The sequence below is a fragment of the Amycolatopsis roodepoortensis genome (genome assembly GCF_024628825.1).
In the GTDB taxonomy this organism is placed as follows: Bacteria; Actinomycetota; Actinomycetes; order Mycobacteriales; family Pseudonocardiaceae; genus Amycolatopsis; species Amycolatopsis roodepoortensis.
In genome coordinates, this window is record NZ_CP102415.1 from 1,806,506 (window position 1) to 1,820,621 (window position 14,116).

Consider the following 14,116-nt stretch of genomic DNA (forward strand, 5'->3'; position numbering starts at 1 on the left):
GTGCCACCATGTGCCACCTAGGCGGTCTCCTCCTCGGTCTCCGGCTCATCCGCCGGTCGTGTGAACAGTCGAGTCGCCGAGAGCCGCGCGACGCCGTCCGGCTCACCGAGTTCGTCGGTCGCGTTCCGGATCGTCGCGTCGACGGACAGGTACTTGCGCCCCGCCCGCAGGTCCGCGTCGTTGCGCAACCGCACGATCAGCGGGAACTCGCTCAGCGCGCCGGCGTCGAACAGGCCGGTGGTGTAGATCAGCTGGACGCCCAGCGCCTCCGCGACGGCGCGCTGCAGTTCCAGCAGGTAGCCCGCCGACGCGCGGCCGATCGGGTTGTCGAGGAACAGCACGCCGGAATGCCGGTTGCGGGCCTTGCCGCGGTTGTTCGCCCGCAGCGCCGCCAGGGTGCAGTACAGGATGATCGCCGCGGTCAGCTGCTGCCCGCCGGAGAACACGTCCCGGATTTCGGAGACCCGCTGGCGTTCGGTCCGCAGCACGGAGTCCGGCTTCAGCATGTCGACCCGGAAACCCTTGGGAGCGGCGGCCTGCACGCCGCGGAGCACGAGGGACAGCCCGTCCCGCTTGACATCCCGGCCGTCGGAGGTCTTCCCCACCGCGGCCTCGTCGACGACCTCGCCCAGTTTCTCGGCGAGCACGTTCTCCTCGAGTTCGGTGAAGCGGATCCGCAGGAACTCCTGGCCCGACCAGTCGCCGAGACCGTCCGGCAGCCGCGAAACCCGTTGTGCCGCACGGAGAGTACGCAGCGCGCCGTCGACCATGCCCTGCAGGCGGGTGATGATGCCGCCGCGGTGCCGGTCGATCTGCGCGAGATCGTCGGTGAGCGTGCGCAGCCGGGGCCGCAGCGCCTCCGCCCATTCCGCGGCGTGGGCGGGCAGCTGATCACGGCGGACCGAGATCACCTGCTGCCGCACCGGCGTGCTGAGCTTCTCGAACCGCTTGTCCGTGGCGTACTGGGCCAGCTGGTCGGCCGCGGCACGCACCCGGCGGTCGCCCGCGTCGGCGGCGTCCTGCGCCTCGGTGAGCGAGGTGTTGAGCCGGGAGTGCTTGGCACGCGCGGATTCGACATCGCCCTCGAACGCCGCCACTTCGTCCTCTTTGGACAACAGGTGCGCCATGGATTCGGCCAGCAGGCCGAATCCCGACGCGGAGGCCTTCGCGGACTCCAACGTCGCTTCGGCCGCGGCACGGCGCTCCTGGAGTTCTTCCCATTTCCGCGCGGCGGCGGACACTTCGAGACTCGCCTCGTCGATCAGCTCCAGGCCGTGCTCGATGTCCCTCGGCCGCGCGTCGGAGGCGATCGCGGACGGCTGTTCCGGCAACTGGCCCAGTTCCGCCTTGCGGGTCGCGACGAGCCCGACGATCTCGGTGCGCTCTTCCTCCAGCACCGCGACCGCGCGGTTCGCCCGCGCCTGCGCCGCCGCCCGCGCCGAAGCGTCGGAGCCGTCGGGTGTCTCCAGCAGCGCCGAGGCCCGCTCGCGGACGGCGTCGTCCAGTGCCTCCACGGCCGCCCGCGCGGACGCCTCGACACTCTCGGCCTGATCGAGTTCGGCACGAAGGTCGCTGCCGACCTCCACCTTTGCGTAGGCCTCGGAAGCCGACGCGAAGGTACGCCGCAACGCGTCCACCGGTTCGGCCGGCACGGGGTCGTTTTCGGTGACCTCGCTCGATCCCGGCACCTCGGCCAGTTCCGCTTTCGCGGTCGTCGCCGTGCGCCGGTGCCCGTCAGCGGTGCGCTGCTCCTCGCTCGCCTGCTCACGCAGCCGGGACGCCTTCACCGCGGCTTCGGCCGCCGTCGCCTCCGCCCGTTCGGCGGTCTCGGTCGCGCGTTCGACGTCGTCCGTCCACTCGGGAATCTTCGCGGCGCGCGCGGCGAGGGTTTCGAGTCCGCGGGCCCGCTCCCCCGCCTCGGCCGAAGCCGCGCGCAATTCGGGGACCCGTTCCCGGAGCCCGGCCGCCTTCTCGCCGAGGCGCTGGAACTCCTTTTCCGCCTGCGCCAACGCGGTCTGCGCGGTTTCGTGCGCGGTGCGCGCGTTCTGGAGCTGCTCGGCCAGTGTCGCGATGCTGCCGGGCGGGTAATCCTCGCGCCAGGTCTTGAGCTTCCACGACAGGGCGCTGTCGTCGGCGAGCGAAGTCGCCAGCGCTTCCAGTCGTCGCTGACGTTCCGCGTGCCGCAGCGCGATGGCCTCGCGCTCGGCGTCGGCGGCTTCCTCGTCGTACATCGCCGGATTGGGCGGCACGAGGAATTCGATCCCGGCCTCGTCCGGCAGGCGATCGGTCGTGGTGGCCTCGGTCGTGGCGACCGGGATGATCGTGGTGGGCAGCAGACGCCGCTCCGCCAGGACCTTCTCGGCCAGCCGCACCTGCTCCGGTTCGTTGAGCAGGATTCCCGAGACGAGCTGGGGCGCACGGGCCAGCACAGCCGCCCGCCGCTTCTTGTCCAAAGTGGACAGATAACGCCAGCCGGACCACGCGTTCATCCCGGCGGCTTCCAGTGCGTCCAAAGCGGCCTGGACCTCTTCGGTGGCGGGCAGGAGGCCGCCCGAACCGAGCGCGTTCAGCGCGCGCTCGTCGACCGATTCCTCCATCCGCAGCGCGGTCTGTTCCTTTTCCGCCGCCGAACCCGCCTCGCGAAGCCGCTCCAGCACCACCGGAAGGTCGGTCTCCAGCGTGACGTCGTCCGCGCCGAGGAGTTCGCTCAGCCGCGGTTCGACGGCGAGTGCGTCGGTACGCCGGTTGGCCCGGTCGAGTTCCTCGGCAGCGCGTTCCAGCCGGTCCTTTGTGGACCCCGCGAGCCGGTGCGCGTCGTTCACGGTGGCCTGCGCGGACCGCAGATCCTCGGCGACGCGTTCGAGTTCCTGTTCGCGCCGGACGAGTTCCGCGGCGGTCGCCTCGGCCTCGGCCCTGGCCGCGCGCGCCGCTTCGGCGACGTCGGCACCGGCCTTGAGCGCGCCGGACCGGACGGATTCCGCGATCTCCTCACGGATTTCGGCGATCCGCGCGCCCAGCCCTCGGGCCTCCGCCCGCCGCGAGGCCGCGAGGTTCGCCGACTCGTCGCGTTCCGCCTGGGCCTTCTCCGCCTCGGCACGCAGGGCGCCGACATGGGCTTCGGCCTTCGCCGCCTGCTCGGTGGCGTTCTTGGCCAGCGCCAGCAGGCCCCGTGCGAGCGCGCCCGCGGCGGCGTTGCGCGCCTGCAGCGCGGGCTGCGCCTTCTGCTCGCGATTCCCGACCAGTTCCCGGAAATCGCGGGCCTTGCGCGAAGCGTTGAGGTGGTTGAGCACGGTGGCGCATTCACGCCAGGCCTCGGCGGCGGTCTTGGCCTCGGCCAGTTCGCCGTCGATCCGCTTCTTGCTCTCCTGCGCCTCGTCGAGCCGCAGTTTCCCGACCAGGCGGCGGAGTTCGGTGACTCCGGCGGTGAGACGGCGGTGGTCGCCCTCGGCCAGTTTCTCCGCGGACTTCACCTCGTCGACGTGCTGTTCGAGCCCGCTCAGCCGCTCGTTCTCCAGCTTGTCGCGCGCGGCTACCTGACCGGCCAGCGTCCGCATCTCGGCGCGGGCCGCGTCGGCGAGCTTCCGTGACGCGGCGGCGACGCCTTCTTCTTCCGCCAGGGGGGTGAGCAGATCGAGGGCACCGGCGACGAAATCGCGCTCCGACAGCAGGTCCCCGCGCTGGGCGAGGTTGTGCGCGTAGGTCGCGACGACCTCGGCGAGATCCTTCGGTTCCTCCTCCGAAAGCACCGCGCGCAACAGGAACTCGACGAACGCCTCGTCGGTGCTGAACGCGAAGGCGTCCGCCGCCTCGCCCTCACCGGCGTTCATCGCACGCTGGTACCGGAAAAGCTCGGTGTCCAGGCCGAGGCCGTCGAGCCGGGACGTCCATTCGTGGTGACGCCGGGTCCAGAACAGCTCCAGTTCCGGCTCACCGCCGTGCACCTTGTCGAGCTGGTCGTGGAAGCCGGACATCGTCAGCAGCCTGCCGTCCGACGTCAGCGGGAGCGAGTCCAGATCGAGCGAGGGCGTCGGCCGGAAGCAGTACCAGGAATCGACGAGGTTCTCCGAGTCGGCCGACACGACGTGCCCGCGCCATTCCGACACCTTGCCGGTGATCACCCGGTGGCCGGTCTCGACCTGCAGCCACTCCAGCACGACGTGCGAGACGTCCTTGGCGGCGACGAACTTCTCCAGCACCTTGGTGTTCGTCGTGCCGACGACCTGGCGGCGGCCGGGCAGCATGACCGAGAAGATCAGCTTGATCAGGACGGATTTGCCGCCGCCGTTCTCCAGGAACAGCACGCTCGCCGGCGACGGGCGCCGAGGCGGCCCCTCCCCCGCGAGGTGGATCCCGGCACTGAACAGCGCGTCCTGTTTGGGGGCGGTGATGGCCGCACCGACGCCGCTGAAGTCCAGCACGACGTCCTGGTACCGCGCGCCCGCCGGGCCCACCGAGTGCAGGCGAACCCGCGAAAGCTCGTACATCGACTCCCCTTGGTTAAAGCGTGTCCGACGCGGCCGCGCGCAACGTCCCGCCACCGTTGGCGACCGAGACCACGTTCAGTTCCAGCAGGTCGTCGAAGGCCGCGTCGGCGGCGAGTTCGCGCACCTGCACCTGATAGCGCGGTGTCGTCCGGTAGGTCCCGCCCTGTTCTCCGCTGACCTGGACGAGAAAGCCTTGATCGGCGAGGAAGCGCAGGGCGCGCGCGACCATGCCGCGCGTGGTGTCCGACGCCAGCCTGCCGTCCTTGGTCGCCGCCGCCGCCGGACGCCGGGCATAGGCGCGCCAAGCCTGTTCGAGTTCGGGCGCGTCGGCCAGCGGGTCGTTGTTCGCCTCCGCCTCGGCCGCGCGCTCGTCGAGGATCCGGCAGGCCTCGCGCACCATCGCGTCCACTTGCTCGACGCTGACGCGGCCGATGTAGGTGTCGTTCGCGAGATCGTCCGGGCGCGGGTAGCCGAGCGCGGCGGTGGCGAGGTGGACGAGCCCGTGCAGGACCTTCTCGGTCTCCCGGCGCTCGCGGATCTTGCTCTGCCGCGCGTAGCTGTCCATCTTGATCTCGAAGACGGACTCGTCGGTCGCCGCCAGCACGGCCCCGGCCTGGAGGTTGACCTCCAGCACCATCAGCCCGAGCCCCGCCGCGACCGCGTGCGTGAGCTGTTTGAACGCCCTGTCCTCGCCGTAGCGCCGGACGAGGTCGCCGTACACGACGTCGCGCGACGGGAGCTGCTTCGGGCGCATGCCGAAGGAAACCAGCCTGGCCGCGGATTCGACGTCCCCGGTTGTCGTCACGCGACCTCCTCCTCTTCTTCTTCGTGGCGATCGACCGTGGCCGACGAAAGCAGCAGATCCGCTCCGCCGAACTCGGGATCTTCGAGCAGCGTGCCGTCGTCGACGGCCAGCAGCACCTGGCGCTCCCCCTGCCGGAGCGCCGCGCCGACCTCGGGACTGTAGGCGTGCACCGCCCGCAGGGCGACCAGGGCCGGGAGCGCGGGATCGATCCGGCGGGCCTCTTCGAGCAGCCCGGACAGCCGCCGCGGCACCTCCGGCAGGTCGAGCAGGTCGTCGGCGAGGCGCCACTGCTCGTCACCGAACCGGTCGGTGACCTCGGCTGGCATGAGTTCGGGTTCGGGGATCTCGCCGACGAGCTGGTCACGTTCGGGGGCGGGCCGCAGCAGCAGCGACACCAGCGACGACAGCGACGGCACGGTCGGTGGGGAGATCCCGGCGCAGGAGTGGAAGAACGACTCGGCGGGCGCGACGGCTTCGGCGATCGGCAGGCCCAGCGTCGGCATCAGGAGCTGGCCGAACAGGTCGATCGTCGCGCGCTGCGGCGGCCCGGAGAACTGCTGGCGGTCCTGTTCGGCGCGGAACACCGCGCCCGCGTCGGCCAGCCGTGACTGGAGCCGCGTGTGGCGGCGGATGCAGTCGCTGACGATGTCGACGAGTTCGGCCGCGCGGCGTTTGCGGTCGAGGTCCTCGGTCTCGTCCCGCGACGCGGTGATGTTCTTGAGGATCGCGTTCTCGGCGCGGAACCGGGACTCGATATGGGACAGCGCCTGATCCAGCAGGTCCGGGACCTCACGCTCCCAGTCGACCGCGCGCACGTCGCGCCGGGTGGCGTCGAGTTTGGCGCGCAGGGTCTCGCCGTACTGGACCGTCCGGTAGCGGGCCTGTTCCGCCGCGAGCTTCGCGTCGGCGAGGCGGCCGCGGTTGATCAGGTTCTCCAGTTTGACCTCGGCCGCGATCTGGGCCGACTCGACGTCCGTGTCCAGCGCGCCGACGAGCACGTTGATCGCCTCGTCGGTGGCGCGCAGGTAGACCTCGCCGTCGGGCGCGGCCAGCTCGACGAGCAGTTTGAAGTCGAACTGGCGGCGCTGGTAGCCCCCGCCGGGGCCGATGGAGCCGTAGACGCGGCGGAACCCGCGGTCGGTGGTGCCGACGTTGATCAGGTTGTCGAGGACCCACCGGGCGACCTTGGCGTGCTCGTCGGGCGTCCGGCCGGGCGCCTGGAGCGCCACGAACGGCAGCAGCCGCGCGATCACCTGGTCGTGATCGGCGCCGGTGTCGAAGTCCATCGAGACGGTGACCTGGTCGATCGTGTGCAGGGCGATCTCGGCCATCTGGTAGATCGTGGCGTCCGCCCAGTCCAGCTTCGCCTTGCGCGCGTCGAGGTCGTGCAAGGGCGCTGTGCAGGCCAGCGCCTTGAGGCGGCGGGTCAGCCCCTCGTCGGCCAGCCCCATCCCGGTCAGCTCGTCGTCTCGCACAGCAGGCCAGGCTAGTCGCCGACCCTCCCACCCCGCACGGGTGACCGGGGTGCCCGGCGTTCCGGGCGGCGGTAGCGTCTGGTTCATGCGTGAAATGAGCAGGGAAGAATGGTGGAAGTTCGCGAGCGAGGGCACGCGGACGGGCATGCTCGGCCTGGTCCGCGCCAACGGGGCGGCGATCGTGACGCCGGTGTGGTTCCTGCTGAACGAAGGGCCGGACGGTGACGAGCTGATCTTCACCACCGGCACGGACACCCTCAAGGGGAAGGCGCTGCGACGCGATCCGCGGCTTTCGCTGGCCGTCGACGACCAGAAGCCGCCGTACTCGTACGTGCAGTTCACCGCCGAAGCCGTGTTGCACAACGACCTCGACGAAATGCTCGAATGGGCGACCAGGCTCGGTGGGCGGTACATGGGCGAGGACAAGGCCGAGGCCTACGGCAAGCGGAACGCCGTCCCGGAGGAGTCGTTGGTGCGGGCGCGGATCACGAAGGTGATCGCGCGGGCGGACATCGCCGGCTGACGCTTCCGTTCTCGCGTGAAGGCCCCCTTCCCTCGGCTCAGCCGAGGGAAGGGGGCCTTCACGCGCGTCGGGTGGGGTGCTGCTCCCGGCTGGGTGTGGTCGCCGGCTTGAGGGTGTCGCGAAAGCCACTTTTGGGACATCAGGCGTCCTGAAAGTGGCTTTCGCGACACCTGCGCTCGGTGCGCGGGCGAGCGGCCGGACTCGACGTTGCGAAAGTGGCTTTCGCAACCTCGAAGGTTGCGAAAGTGGCTTTCGCAACCCGCCGGCCCCGAAGCCGCGTCCCACTGGCCGCGGCAGCTAACCCCTCGCGTTTAGTCCTCTGATGCGGTCCTTGCACACGCAAGTACCGCATCCAGAGGACTAATGGCCTTCGGGGGCATGACTCTCCGTGTTGATGTTGGTCAAGTATTGACACGAAGCACCCGCTGGTGTGTGATCTGAACCATAGATAGGAAAGTTTCCTAACTAAAACTCCACGTCCCCCGCCGGGCTCGCCCGGTCCGCCGTTGCACCTCCCGAACCCCGACTTCACGCATGGAGGCTCCAGTGGCACCCCGACCACCGTGGCGCGCGCTGCTCACGTGTGCCGCCGCGACGACGATGACCTTCGCCGTCCTGCCGGCCCTGCCCGCCGGCGCGGCACCGACCGATCACGAATCCGAAGCCGCGACGATCTCCCAAGGCGCCGTCGAAAAGAACCACGCGGGCTATTCCGGCACCGGGTTCGTGAACTTCGACAACGTCGCCGGCAGCTATGTCGAGTACACGGTGAACGCCGCACAGGCCGGAACCCAGACGCTGACCTTCCGCTACGCCAACGGAACCACGATCGACCGGCCCGTCTCCTTGAGCGTCAACGGCACCGCCGCCGGGACACTGTCCTTCCCCGGCACCGGGGCGTGGACCACCTGGAAGACCGTCACGCAGGACGTCGCGCTGGCCGCGGGGGCCAACAAGATCCGCACCACCGCGACGACCGCGAACGGCGGGCCCAACGCGGACAAGCTCACCGCGAGCGGGGTGCTCGACGCCGAAGCGCCGACCCCGCCCAAGAACCTGGCCGCCAAGGACATCAAGGCCCGCAGCGCCACCTTCACCTGGGAGGCCGCGACCGACAACGTCGGCGTGGTCCGCTACGACGTCATGCGCGGCGGCAACGTCCTCAAGAGCGTCGACGGGAACACGCTCACCACGACCGTCGACGACCTGCAGCCGAACACGGCCTACGACATCTCGGTCGGAGCCTTCGACGCGGCCGGAAACCCTTCGCAGCAAAGCAATGTCGTCCAGTTCACCACGCCGCCCAGCGGGGACACCACGCCGCCGACGGTACCGGGGAACCTCCGCTCGACGTCGGTGACGGCGAACAGCGTCTCCCTGGCGTGGAACGCTTCCACGGACAACAGCGGCACCATCGCCGGTTACGACGTGTACCAGGGCACCACGAAGGTCGCGACGACGCCGTCGCTCGAAGCCACCGTGACCGGCCTGACGGCGAACACGTCGTACACCTTCACGGTCAAGGCGCGCGACCTCGACGGCAACGCCTCGGCCGCGAGCAACGCACTGACCGCGAAGACCAGCGGCGCCGCGGGCGGCGGGATTCCCGAGTACGACAAGGACATCACGAAGGCGGACCTCGCCTGGTCGATCGACTTCCTGCCGGACGGCACGGCGCTGGCGACCGAACGCGACCGGTTCGAGATCCTGCGGATCACGCCGTCGGGTGAGAAGACCACGGTCGGCAAGGTGCCCGGCGCGGTCGGCACCAACGGCGAGGGCGGCCTGCTCGGCATCGCGATCTCGCCGAACTACGCCACCGATCACGCGATCTACCTGTATCACACGGCGTCCGGCGACAACCGGATCGTGAAAATGACCTACGAGAACGGAAAGCTGTCGTCGTCCTCGACGCCGGTGCTCACCGGGATCGCCAAGAACCGTTACCACAACGGCGGAAGGCTGCGCTTCGGCCCGGACGGCAAGCTCTACGCCACCGTGGGCGACGGGCAGAACAAGGACACGGCGCAGAACAAGGGCTCGCTCAACGGGAAGATCCTGCGAGTCAACCCCGACGGATCGGCTCCGGGCGACAACCCGTTCTTCTCCACCGGCGGCAACGCCCGCTACGTGTGGAGCTTCGGGCACCGCAACCCGCAGGGCCTGGCGTGGGACTCCCGCGGCCAGCTGTGGGCTTCGGAGTTCGGTGACGGCAAACTGGACGAGCTCAACCTGATCCAGAAGGGCGGCAACTTCGGCTGGCCCCAGTGCGAGGGCACCAGCGGCTCCTGCGGTGGCACGGTCGCACCGAAGAAGACCTGGGCGACCAGTTCCGGCGGGCCGAGCGGGATCGAGATCGTCAACGACTGGATCTACGTCGCCGCCGTCACCAGCGAGCAGCTCTTCGCCACCCAGATCAACGCGGCGGGCAACGGCGTCGGCTCCGTGCAGTCACTGTTCTCCGGCCGCTGGGGCAGGCTCCGCTCGGTCACCAAGACCCCGGACGGCGGTCTGTGGGTCACCTCGACCAACGCGGACAAGAACGGCGGCACCCCGAGCGGGATCGACAACGTCGTGGTCCGGCTGAAGTTCCCCGGCGCCTCGCAGCCGGGAGCGTTCAAGCTGACCAGTTCCGCGTTCGCCGACAACGCGTCGATCCCGGACAAGTTCACCTGTGCCGGTGACGGCACCGCCGGCCAGGACACGTCCCCGCCGCTGGCGTGGGGTGCCGGGACCACCGGCGCCAAGGGATACGCGATCGTCTTCGCCGACGTGGCCAACAACGGCAACAAACTGCACTGGGCGATCTGGGACATCCCGGCGTCCGCGGGGTCCACAGTTTCACTGCCCGAGGGCCTGGGAGCGGGCTACACCGTCCCGAACCAGAACGGCGCCAAGCAGAAGGCCATGGGCAGCGGGGCGAACTCGCAGAAGTACTTCGGCCCCTGCCCCGGCGGCTCCAGCCATCCCTACACCTTCACGCTCTACGCGCTGAAGTCGGCGACGGTGCCGGGCTTGTCCTCGTCCTCGACGATGGCGCAGATCGAGACGGCGATCAAGAACGCCTCGACGGCCAACGTCAAGCTGCGCGGCAAATCCAGCGCCGCGTCCTGAGCACGGCCGGGGTGTCCGGAGCGGCGCCGGGCACCCCGACCGTATCCAGTGTGAGCTGGAGGAAAGCCACCCCGCCCGGGATCTCCCGGCGGGGTGGTTTTTCGTTCACCAGCCGAACAGGTTCCGCATGATCCGCCCGCAGCGCTCGGTCATCGCCGCGGCGTCCTGGTCCGGCTGGTCGATCCACCAGCTGATCAGCGAATCGACCACACCGGTCCACACCTGGGCGATCGCCTCGATGTCGCGATCGTCGTCCAGGCCCCGCGAGTGCATCAGCTGGGCGGCGCCGACCAGTGCGAACCCGTCGAGCCGGTCGCGATAGTCGATGGCGACGCCGGCGATCTCACCCGTCGAGGGCACCGTCGGGTCGCGGAGCAGCTTCCAGGCGTACCGGTCGTTGTCGAACGTCTCGAAAATGGCCGAGAGCACCGCGAGCGGCATCCGTTCCGGCGGTTCGGCCTCCGCCGCCATCGTCTCGGCGACGCCTTCGGTCAGCCTGTCCCCCGCGCGGTGCAGGCAGGCCAGGTACAGCCCGTCCTTCGAGCCGAAGTACTGGTACAGCAAGGGTTTCGTGACGCCGACCCGGCGGGCGATCTCCACCATCGACGCCCCGGCGTACCCGTTCCTGCCGAACTCCTCCGTCCCGGCGCGCACGATCTGGGTCTCCCGCTCTTCGCGGGGCACCCCCTTCGTGCCGACGGCCCTTGCTTTTGTCACGGCGGTTATCTTACCCTGAGGTAAGTGACCCTTGGGTAAGTTACCTGATGGTCAGATAACGGGGGCGGACGAGGGAGAGGTGCGGTGGCGGATTTTCTTGCCCATCTGAGTGACCCGGTGCTGCTGGCGACACCGGTGTTCCTGCTGTTCGTCGCGATCGAGATCCTCGCGCTGCACGTGCTGGGCCACGACGACAACGTCATCGGCTACAGCGTCAAGGACACCCGCACGAGCATGTCCATGGGCGCGGTGGCGGTGGTGATCAACGGCGTCTTCCGCATCGTCATGCTCTTCGTGTTCGCCGCGCTCTACGAACTCGCCCCGGTGAAGTTCAGCCCGCACGACTGGTGGACCTGGGTCCTGATGCTGCTGGGCCAGGAGATCGTCTTCTACGCCTATCACCGGGCGAGCCACCGCGTCCGGCTCATGTGGGCGGGCCACCAGGTGCACCATTCGAGCGAGCACTACAACTTCTCGACGGCGTTGCGGCAGAAGTGGACCCCGTACTTCCAGCTGCCGTTCTGGTCGATCCTCGCGCTGGCGGGCATCCCGCCGTGGATGATCCTCACCGGTCTGTCGATCGACCTCGTGTACCAGTTTTTCGTGCACACCGAGAAGATCCGGAAGCTGCCGCGCTGGTTCGAGTACGTGTTCAACACGCCTTCACACCATCGTGTGCACCACGGCAGCGATCAGGAGTACCTCGACGCGAACTACGGCGGCATCCTCATCATCTGGGACCGGATGTTCGGCAGTTTCGTGCCGGAGGGCAAGCGCCCGACCTACGGGCTGACCAAGAACGTCGGCTCCTACAACCTGCTCAAGGTCGGTTTCCACGAATACGGCTCGATCCTGCGCGACGTCCGCGCGGCCGGGTCGTGGCGGGACAAACTCGGCTACGTGTTCGGCCCGCCGGGCTGGCAGCCCAAGGAGGCGCTAAGCGCTCCTGCGCAAAGCGGGTGAGTTCTCCGGGCGGATCTCCGGCGGCAGGCTCTCCAGCGGCGGCCGCTGCGTGAGCGCCACGTCGGTGAGCACGAGTTCCCGCTCGACGGATTCCCCCGCCCCACGCCGGAATTGGGCGAGCGACGTCGACGGCGGCGCCGCGGAGATCACCCGGCCGCCGCGTTCCAGCCGGTCCATCAGGGTCAGCATGATCTGCGCGGACATCCGGCCGAGCGCCTGCGTGCTCTGGTGACGGTGCGTCCGGTGACCAAGGTCGACCTGCGCGAGCGCGTCGAGCCCGTGCAGTTCGAGCAGGTCGATCAGATGGCCGACCTCGACGCCGTAATGCGTGACGAACGGGATGCCTTCGAGCACTTCGCGTCGTCCCGCGTACTCACCGGCGAGCGGCTGGACGAAACCGGCCAGCTCCGGCCAGTACATGTTGAGCAGCGGACGGGCGACGAGTTCGGTGACGCGGCCGCCGCCGTCGGGTTCGACGCCCGCCGTCCCGGCGAGCGGACGGTGGTAGAAGCCTTTGACGTAGGCGATCCCGGGGTCGGTCAGCAGCGGCCCGAGCAGTCCGGTCACGTAGTCCGCGGTGAAGTCGCGGAGATCGCCGTCGACGAAGACGACGAGATCGCCGGTGGTCTCGGCGACGCCCTTCCAGAGCGCTTCTCCCTTGCCCGTGAGGCTTTCCAGCTCCGGGAACACCACGTCCTGCGCGACGACGTCCGCTCCGGCCGCCCTGGCGACGACGGCTGTCGCGTCCGTGGAATGGCTGTCCACCACCAGGATCTCGTCCACCAAGGGGAACCGTTCGACGAGTTCGCGCCGGATGGTGCCGACGATCGCACCGACCGTCTCCTCCTCGTCGCGGGCCGGGATCACCACCGAAACCCGGGTCCCGCGTTTGGCGGCGACCAGCTCCGCCGCCCACCAGTCACCCGCCCGGCTGCTGCGCCGCGCGAGCCATGTGCCGACCTCCGCCGATACCCGCATGGCTCCACCCTTCCGTCGAAGATCACCTCTCCGGCGATCTTCGAGTGCGGCTGTTTCCATCGGTCGTCACCGCGGAAACCGCCGCGTTACGCCTGCCCGCCGCGGGTTAACGCCTGAGAGAGGACCTCGCCGGTGCGACGCTTCGCGAGGTAGAACGCCGCCTCGTGCGGTTTCGCCCCGTTGTCGACCGTGTAACCGCTGTCCAGGACACCGTCGGCGCCGGGGAACAGCCCGCTGAGATCCGGCCGCGCGGCGACGAGATCGTCCCGGTCGGCCAGGTTCACCCAGCGCGCGACGCCGGGCGGGACGGACGGGGGCTGCGGGCGGGTCCGTTCGTAGACCACCGTGCGCAGGCCCAGCGGCGAGCCGAGGGTGAGCAGCAGCGGCAGCGGACGGCCGTGCAGGTGGGCGGCCTCGTAGGCGACGACCGAACCGAGCGAATGCCCGACGATCACCTCGGTCTCCGGCCCGATGTGCTCGGCGACGCGCTCCTGCACGCGCTCCCGGATCGTCTCGTCGGTGAGGTACAGCGTCACCTGTTTGAGTGCCTTGACCACCACGCGTTCGGCGAACGCCACCCCGAGCCTCGCGAACGGCTTCAGCCGCACCAGCGCGTTCAGGACCGGACGGGCCGCCGCGCGCACCCCTTGGGTCTCCCCCGCCGGACCACCGAGCAGGTCCAGTTCGGCCTTCGCCCGGTTCCGGTCCGCCTCGCGGGACGCCGACGAAGCCGCGTTCCGGAGCCATTCCGCCGCCAGGGTCTCGGCGAGCGCCCACTCGTCCGCGGTGAGTTCGTCCGTGCCGCCCTGCTGGCCGTCCTTGCGGAACAGGTCACCGTAGAAGGCCATCCGCGCGTCGCCGGGCCGGGCGTCGCGCCACACGGCGTCGGCCAGCGCGGAGTCACCGGCGAGGCGGACGCCGCCCGCCAGACTGGGCAGCCATTCGGCCTCGAGGGTGTCCGCGGACTTCTGTTCCTGGGCGATGCCGTGCACCAGAACGATCCGAGCCATGGCGCACAGTATCGCGGGCCGCCCTTGCCGGTGACCGTCCGATGAGA

9 protein-coding genes are annotated in these 14,116 nt (G+C 69.6%); 3 read left to right on the top strand and 6 right to left on the bottom strand.

All coding sequences use genetic code 11. The features are described 5' to 3' along the window. Positions 1–17 precede the first annotated feature (17 nt). Genes NQK81_RS08200 through NQK81_RS08210 form a run of 3 tightly spaced genes read right to left on the bottom strand, consistent with a single transcriptional unit; the run spans position 18 to position 6,740 of the window. Complete coding sequence (locus tag NQK81_RS08200) at positions 18–4,484, bottom strand: coiled-coil domain-containing protein (protein ID WP_257487727.1); 4,467 nt, start codon at positions 4,482–4,484, stop codon at positions 18–20. 13 nt (positions 4,485–4,497) lie between these two features. After that, positions 4,498–5,238 (bottom strand): hypothetical protein, encoded by a 741-nt coding sequence (locus NQK81_RS08205; RefSeq protein WP_046199931.1) that lies wholly within the window; start codon positions 5,236–5,238, stop codon positions 4,498–4,500. Between the two features lie 47 nt (positions 5,239–5,285). After that, positions 5,286–6,740, bottom strand: coding sequence for a hypothetical protein (locus tag NQK81_RS08210; protein ID WP_257489721.1), 1,455 nt, complete (start codon positions 6,738–6,740; stop codon positions 5,286–5,288). Between the two features lie 109 nt (positions 6,741–6,849). On the opposite strand from NQK81_RS08210, the gene NQK81_RS08215 reads away from it, so the two are divergent. Both NQK81_RS08215 and NQK81_RS08220 read left to right on the top strand, forming a co-directional pair. Then, positions 6,850–7,287, top strand: a complete 438-nt coding sequence (locus NQK81_RS08215; protein WP_257487728.1) for a PPOX class F420-dependent oxidoreductase — start codon at positions 6,850–6,852, stop codon at positions 7,285–7,287. A 600-nt stretch (positions 7,288–7,887) separates the two neighbouring features. Then, the gene (locus NQK81_RS08220) at positions 7,888–10,401 is read left to right on the top strand and encodes a PQQ-dependent sugar dehydrogenase (RefSeq protein WP_257489722.1); all 2,514 of its coding nucleotides are present in this window, start codon (positions 7,888–7,890) and stop codon (positions 10,399–10,401) included. A 105-nt stretch (positions 10,402–10,506) separates the two neighbouring features. Here NQK81_RS08220 and NQK81_RS08225 read toward each other — a convergent pair whose 3' ends face one another. Next, positions 10,507–11,118: a TetR/AcrR family transcriptional regulator gene (locus NQK81_RS08225; protein WP_257487729.1), complete on the bottom strand. Its 612-nt coding sequence runs from the start codon at positions 11,116–11,118 to the stop codon at positions 10,507–10,509. An 84-nt stretch (positions 11,119–11,202) separates the two neighbouring features. Between NQK81_RS08225 and NQK81_RS08230 the strand changes: the two genes are divergently transcribed. Next, positions 11,203–12,081 (top strand): sterol desaturase family protein, encoded by an 879-nt coding sequence (locus tag NQK81_RS08230; RefSeq protein WP_257487730.1) that lies wholly within the window; start codon positions 11,203–11,205, stop codon positions 12,079–12,081. On the opposite strand, the gene NQK81_RS08235 is transcribed toward NQK81_RS08230, so the two are convergent. Beyond that, a complete protein-coding gene (locus NQK81_RS08235; protein WP_257487731.1) occupies positions 12,055–13,059 on the bottom strand; it encodes a glucosyl-3-phosphoglycerate synthase in 1,005 nt (334 codons plus the stop codon). The genes NQK81_RS08230 and NQK81_RS08235 overlap by 27 nt on opposite strands. An 86-nt stretch (positions 13,060–13,145) precedes the next feature. Beyond that, positions 13,146–14,069, bottom strand: coding sequence for a hypothetical protein (locus NQK81_RS08240; RefSeq protein WP_257487732.1), 924 nt, complete (start codon positions 14,067–14,069; stop codon positions 13,146–13,148). Positions 14,070–14,116: the final 47 nt, after the last annotated feature.

Excerpts from the sequence above, each read along its gene's own strand:
- NQK81_RS08235 (WP_257487731.1), bottom strand. The coding sequence starts at position 13,059 with ATGCGGGTATCGGCGGAGGTCGGCACATGGCTCGCGCGGCGCAGCAGC.
- NQK81_RS08240 (WP_257487732.1), bottom strand. The coding sequence starts at position 14,069 with ATGGCTCGGATCGTTCTGGTGCACGGCATCGCCCAGGAACAGAAGTCC.
- NQK81_RS08200 (WP_257487727.1), bottom strand. The coding sequence starts at position 4,484 with ATGTACGAGCTTTCGCGGGTTCGCCTGCACTCGGTGGGCCCGGCGGGC.
- NQK81_RS08220 (WP_257489722.1), top strand. The coding sequence starts at position 7,888 with ATGACCTTCGCCGTCCTGCCGGCCCTGCCCGCCGGCGCGGCACCGACC.
- NQK81_RS08215 (WP_257487728.1), top strand. The coding sequence starts at position 6,850 with ATGCGTGAAATGAGCAGGGAAGAATGGTGGAAGTTCGCGAGCGAGGGC.
- NQK81_RS08205 (WP_046199931.1), bottom strand. The coding sequence starts at position 5,238 with ATGCGCCCGAAGCAGCTCCCGTCGCGCGACGTCGTGTACGGCGACCTC.
- NQK81_RS08210 (WP_257489721.1), bottom strand. The coding sequence starts at position 6,740 with ATGGGGCTGGCCGACGAGGGGCTGACCCGCCGCCTCAAGGCGCTGGCC.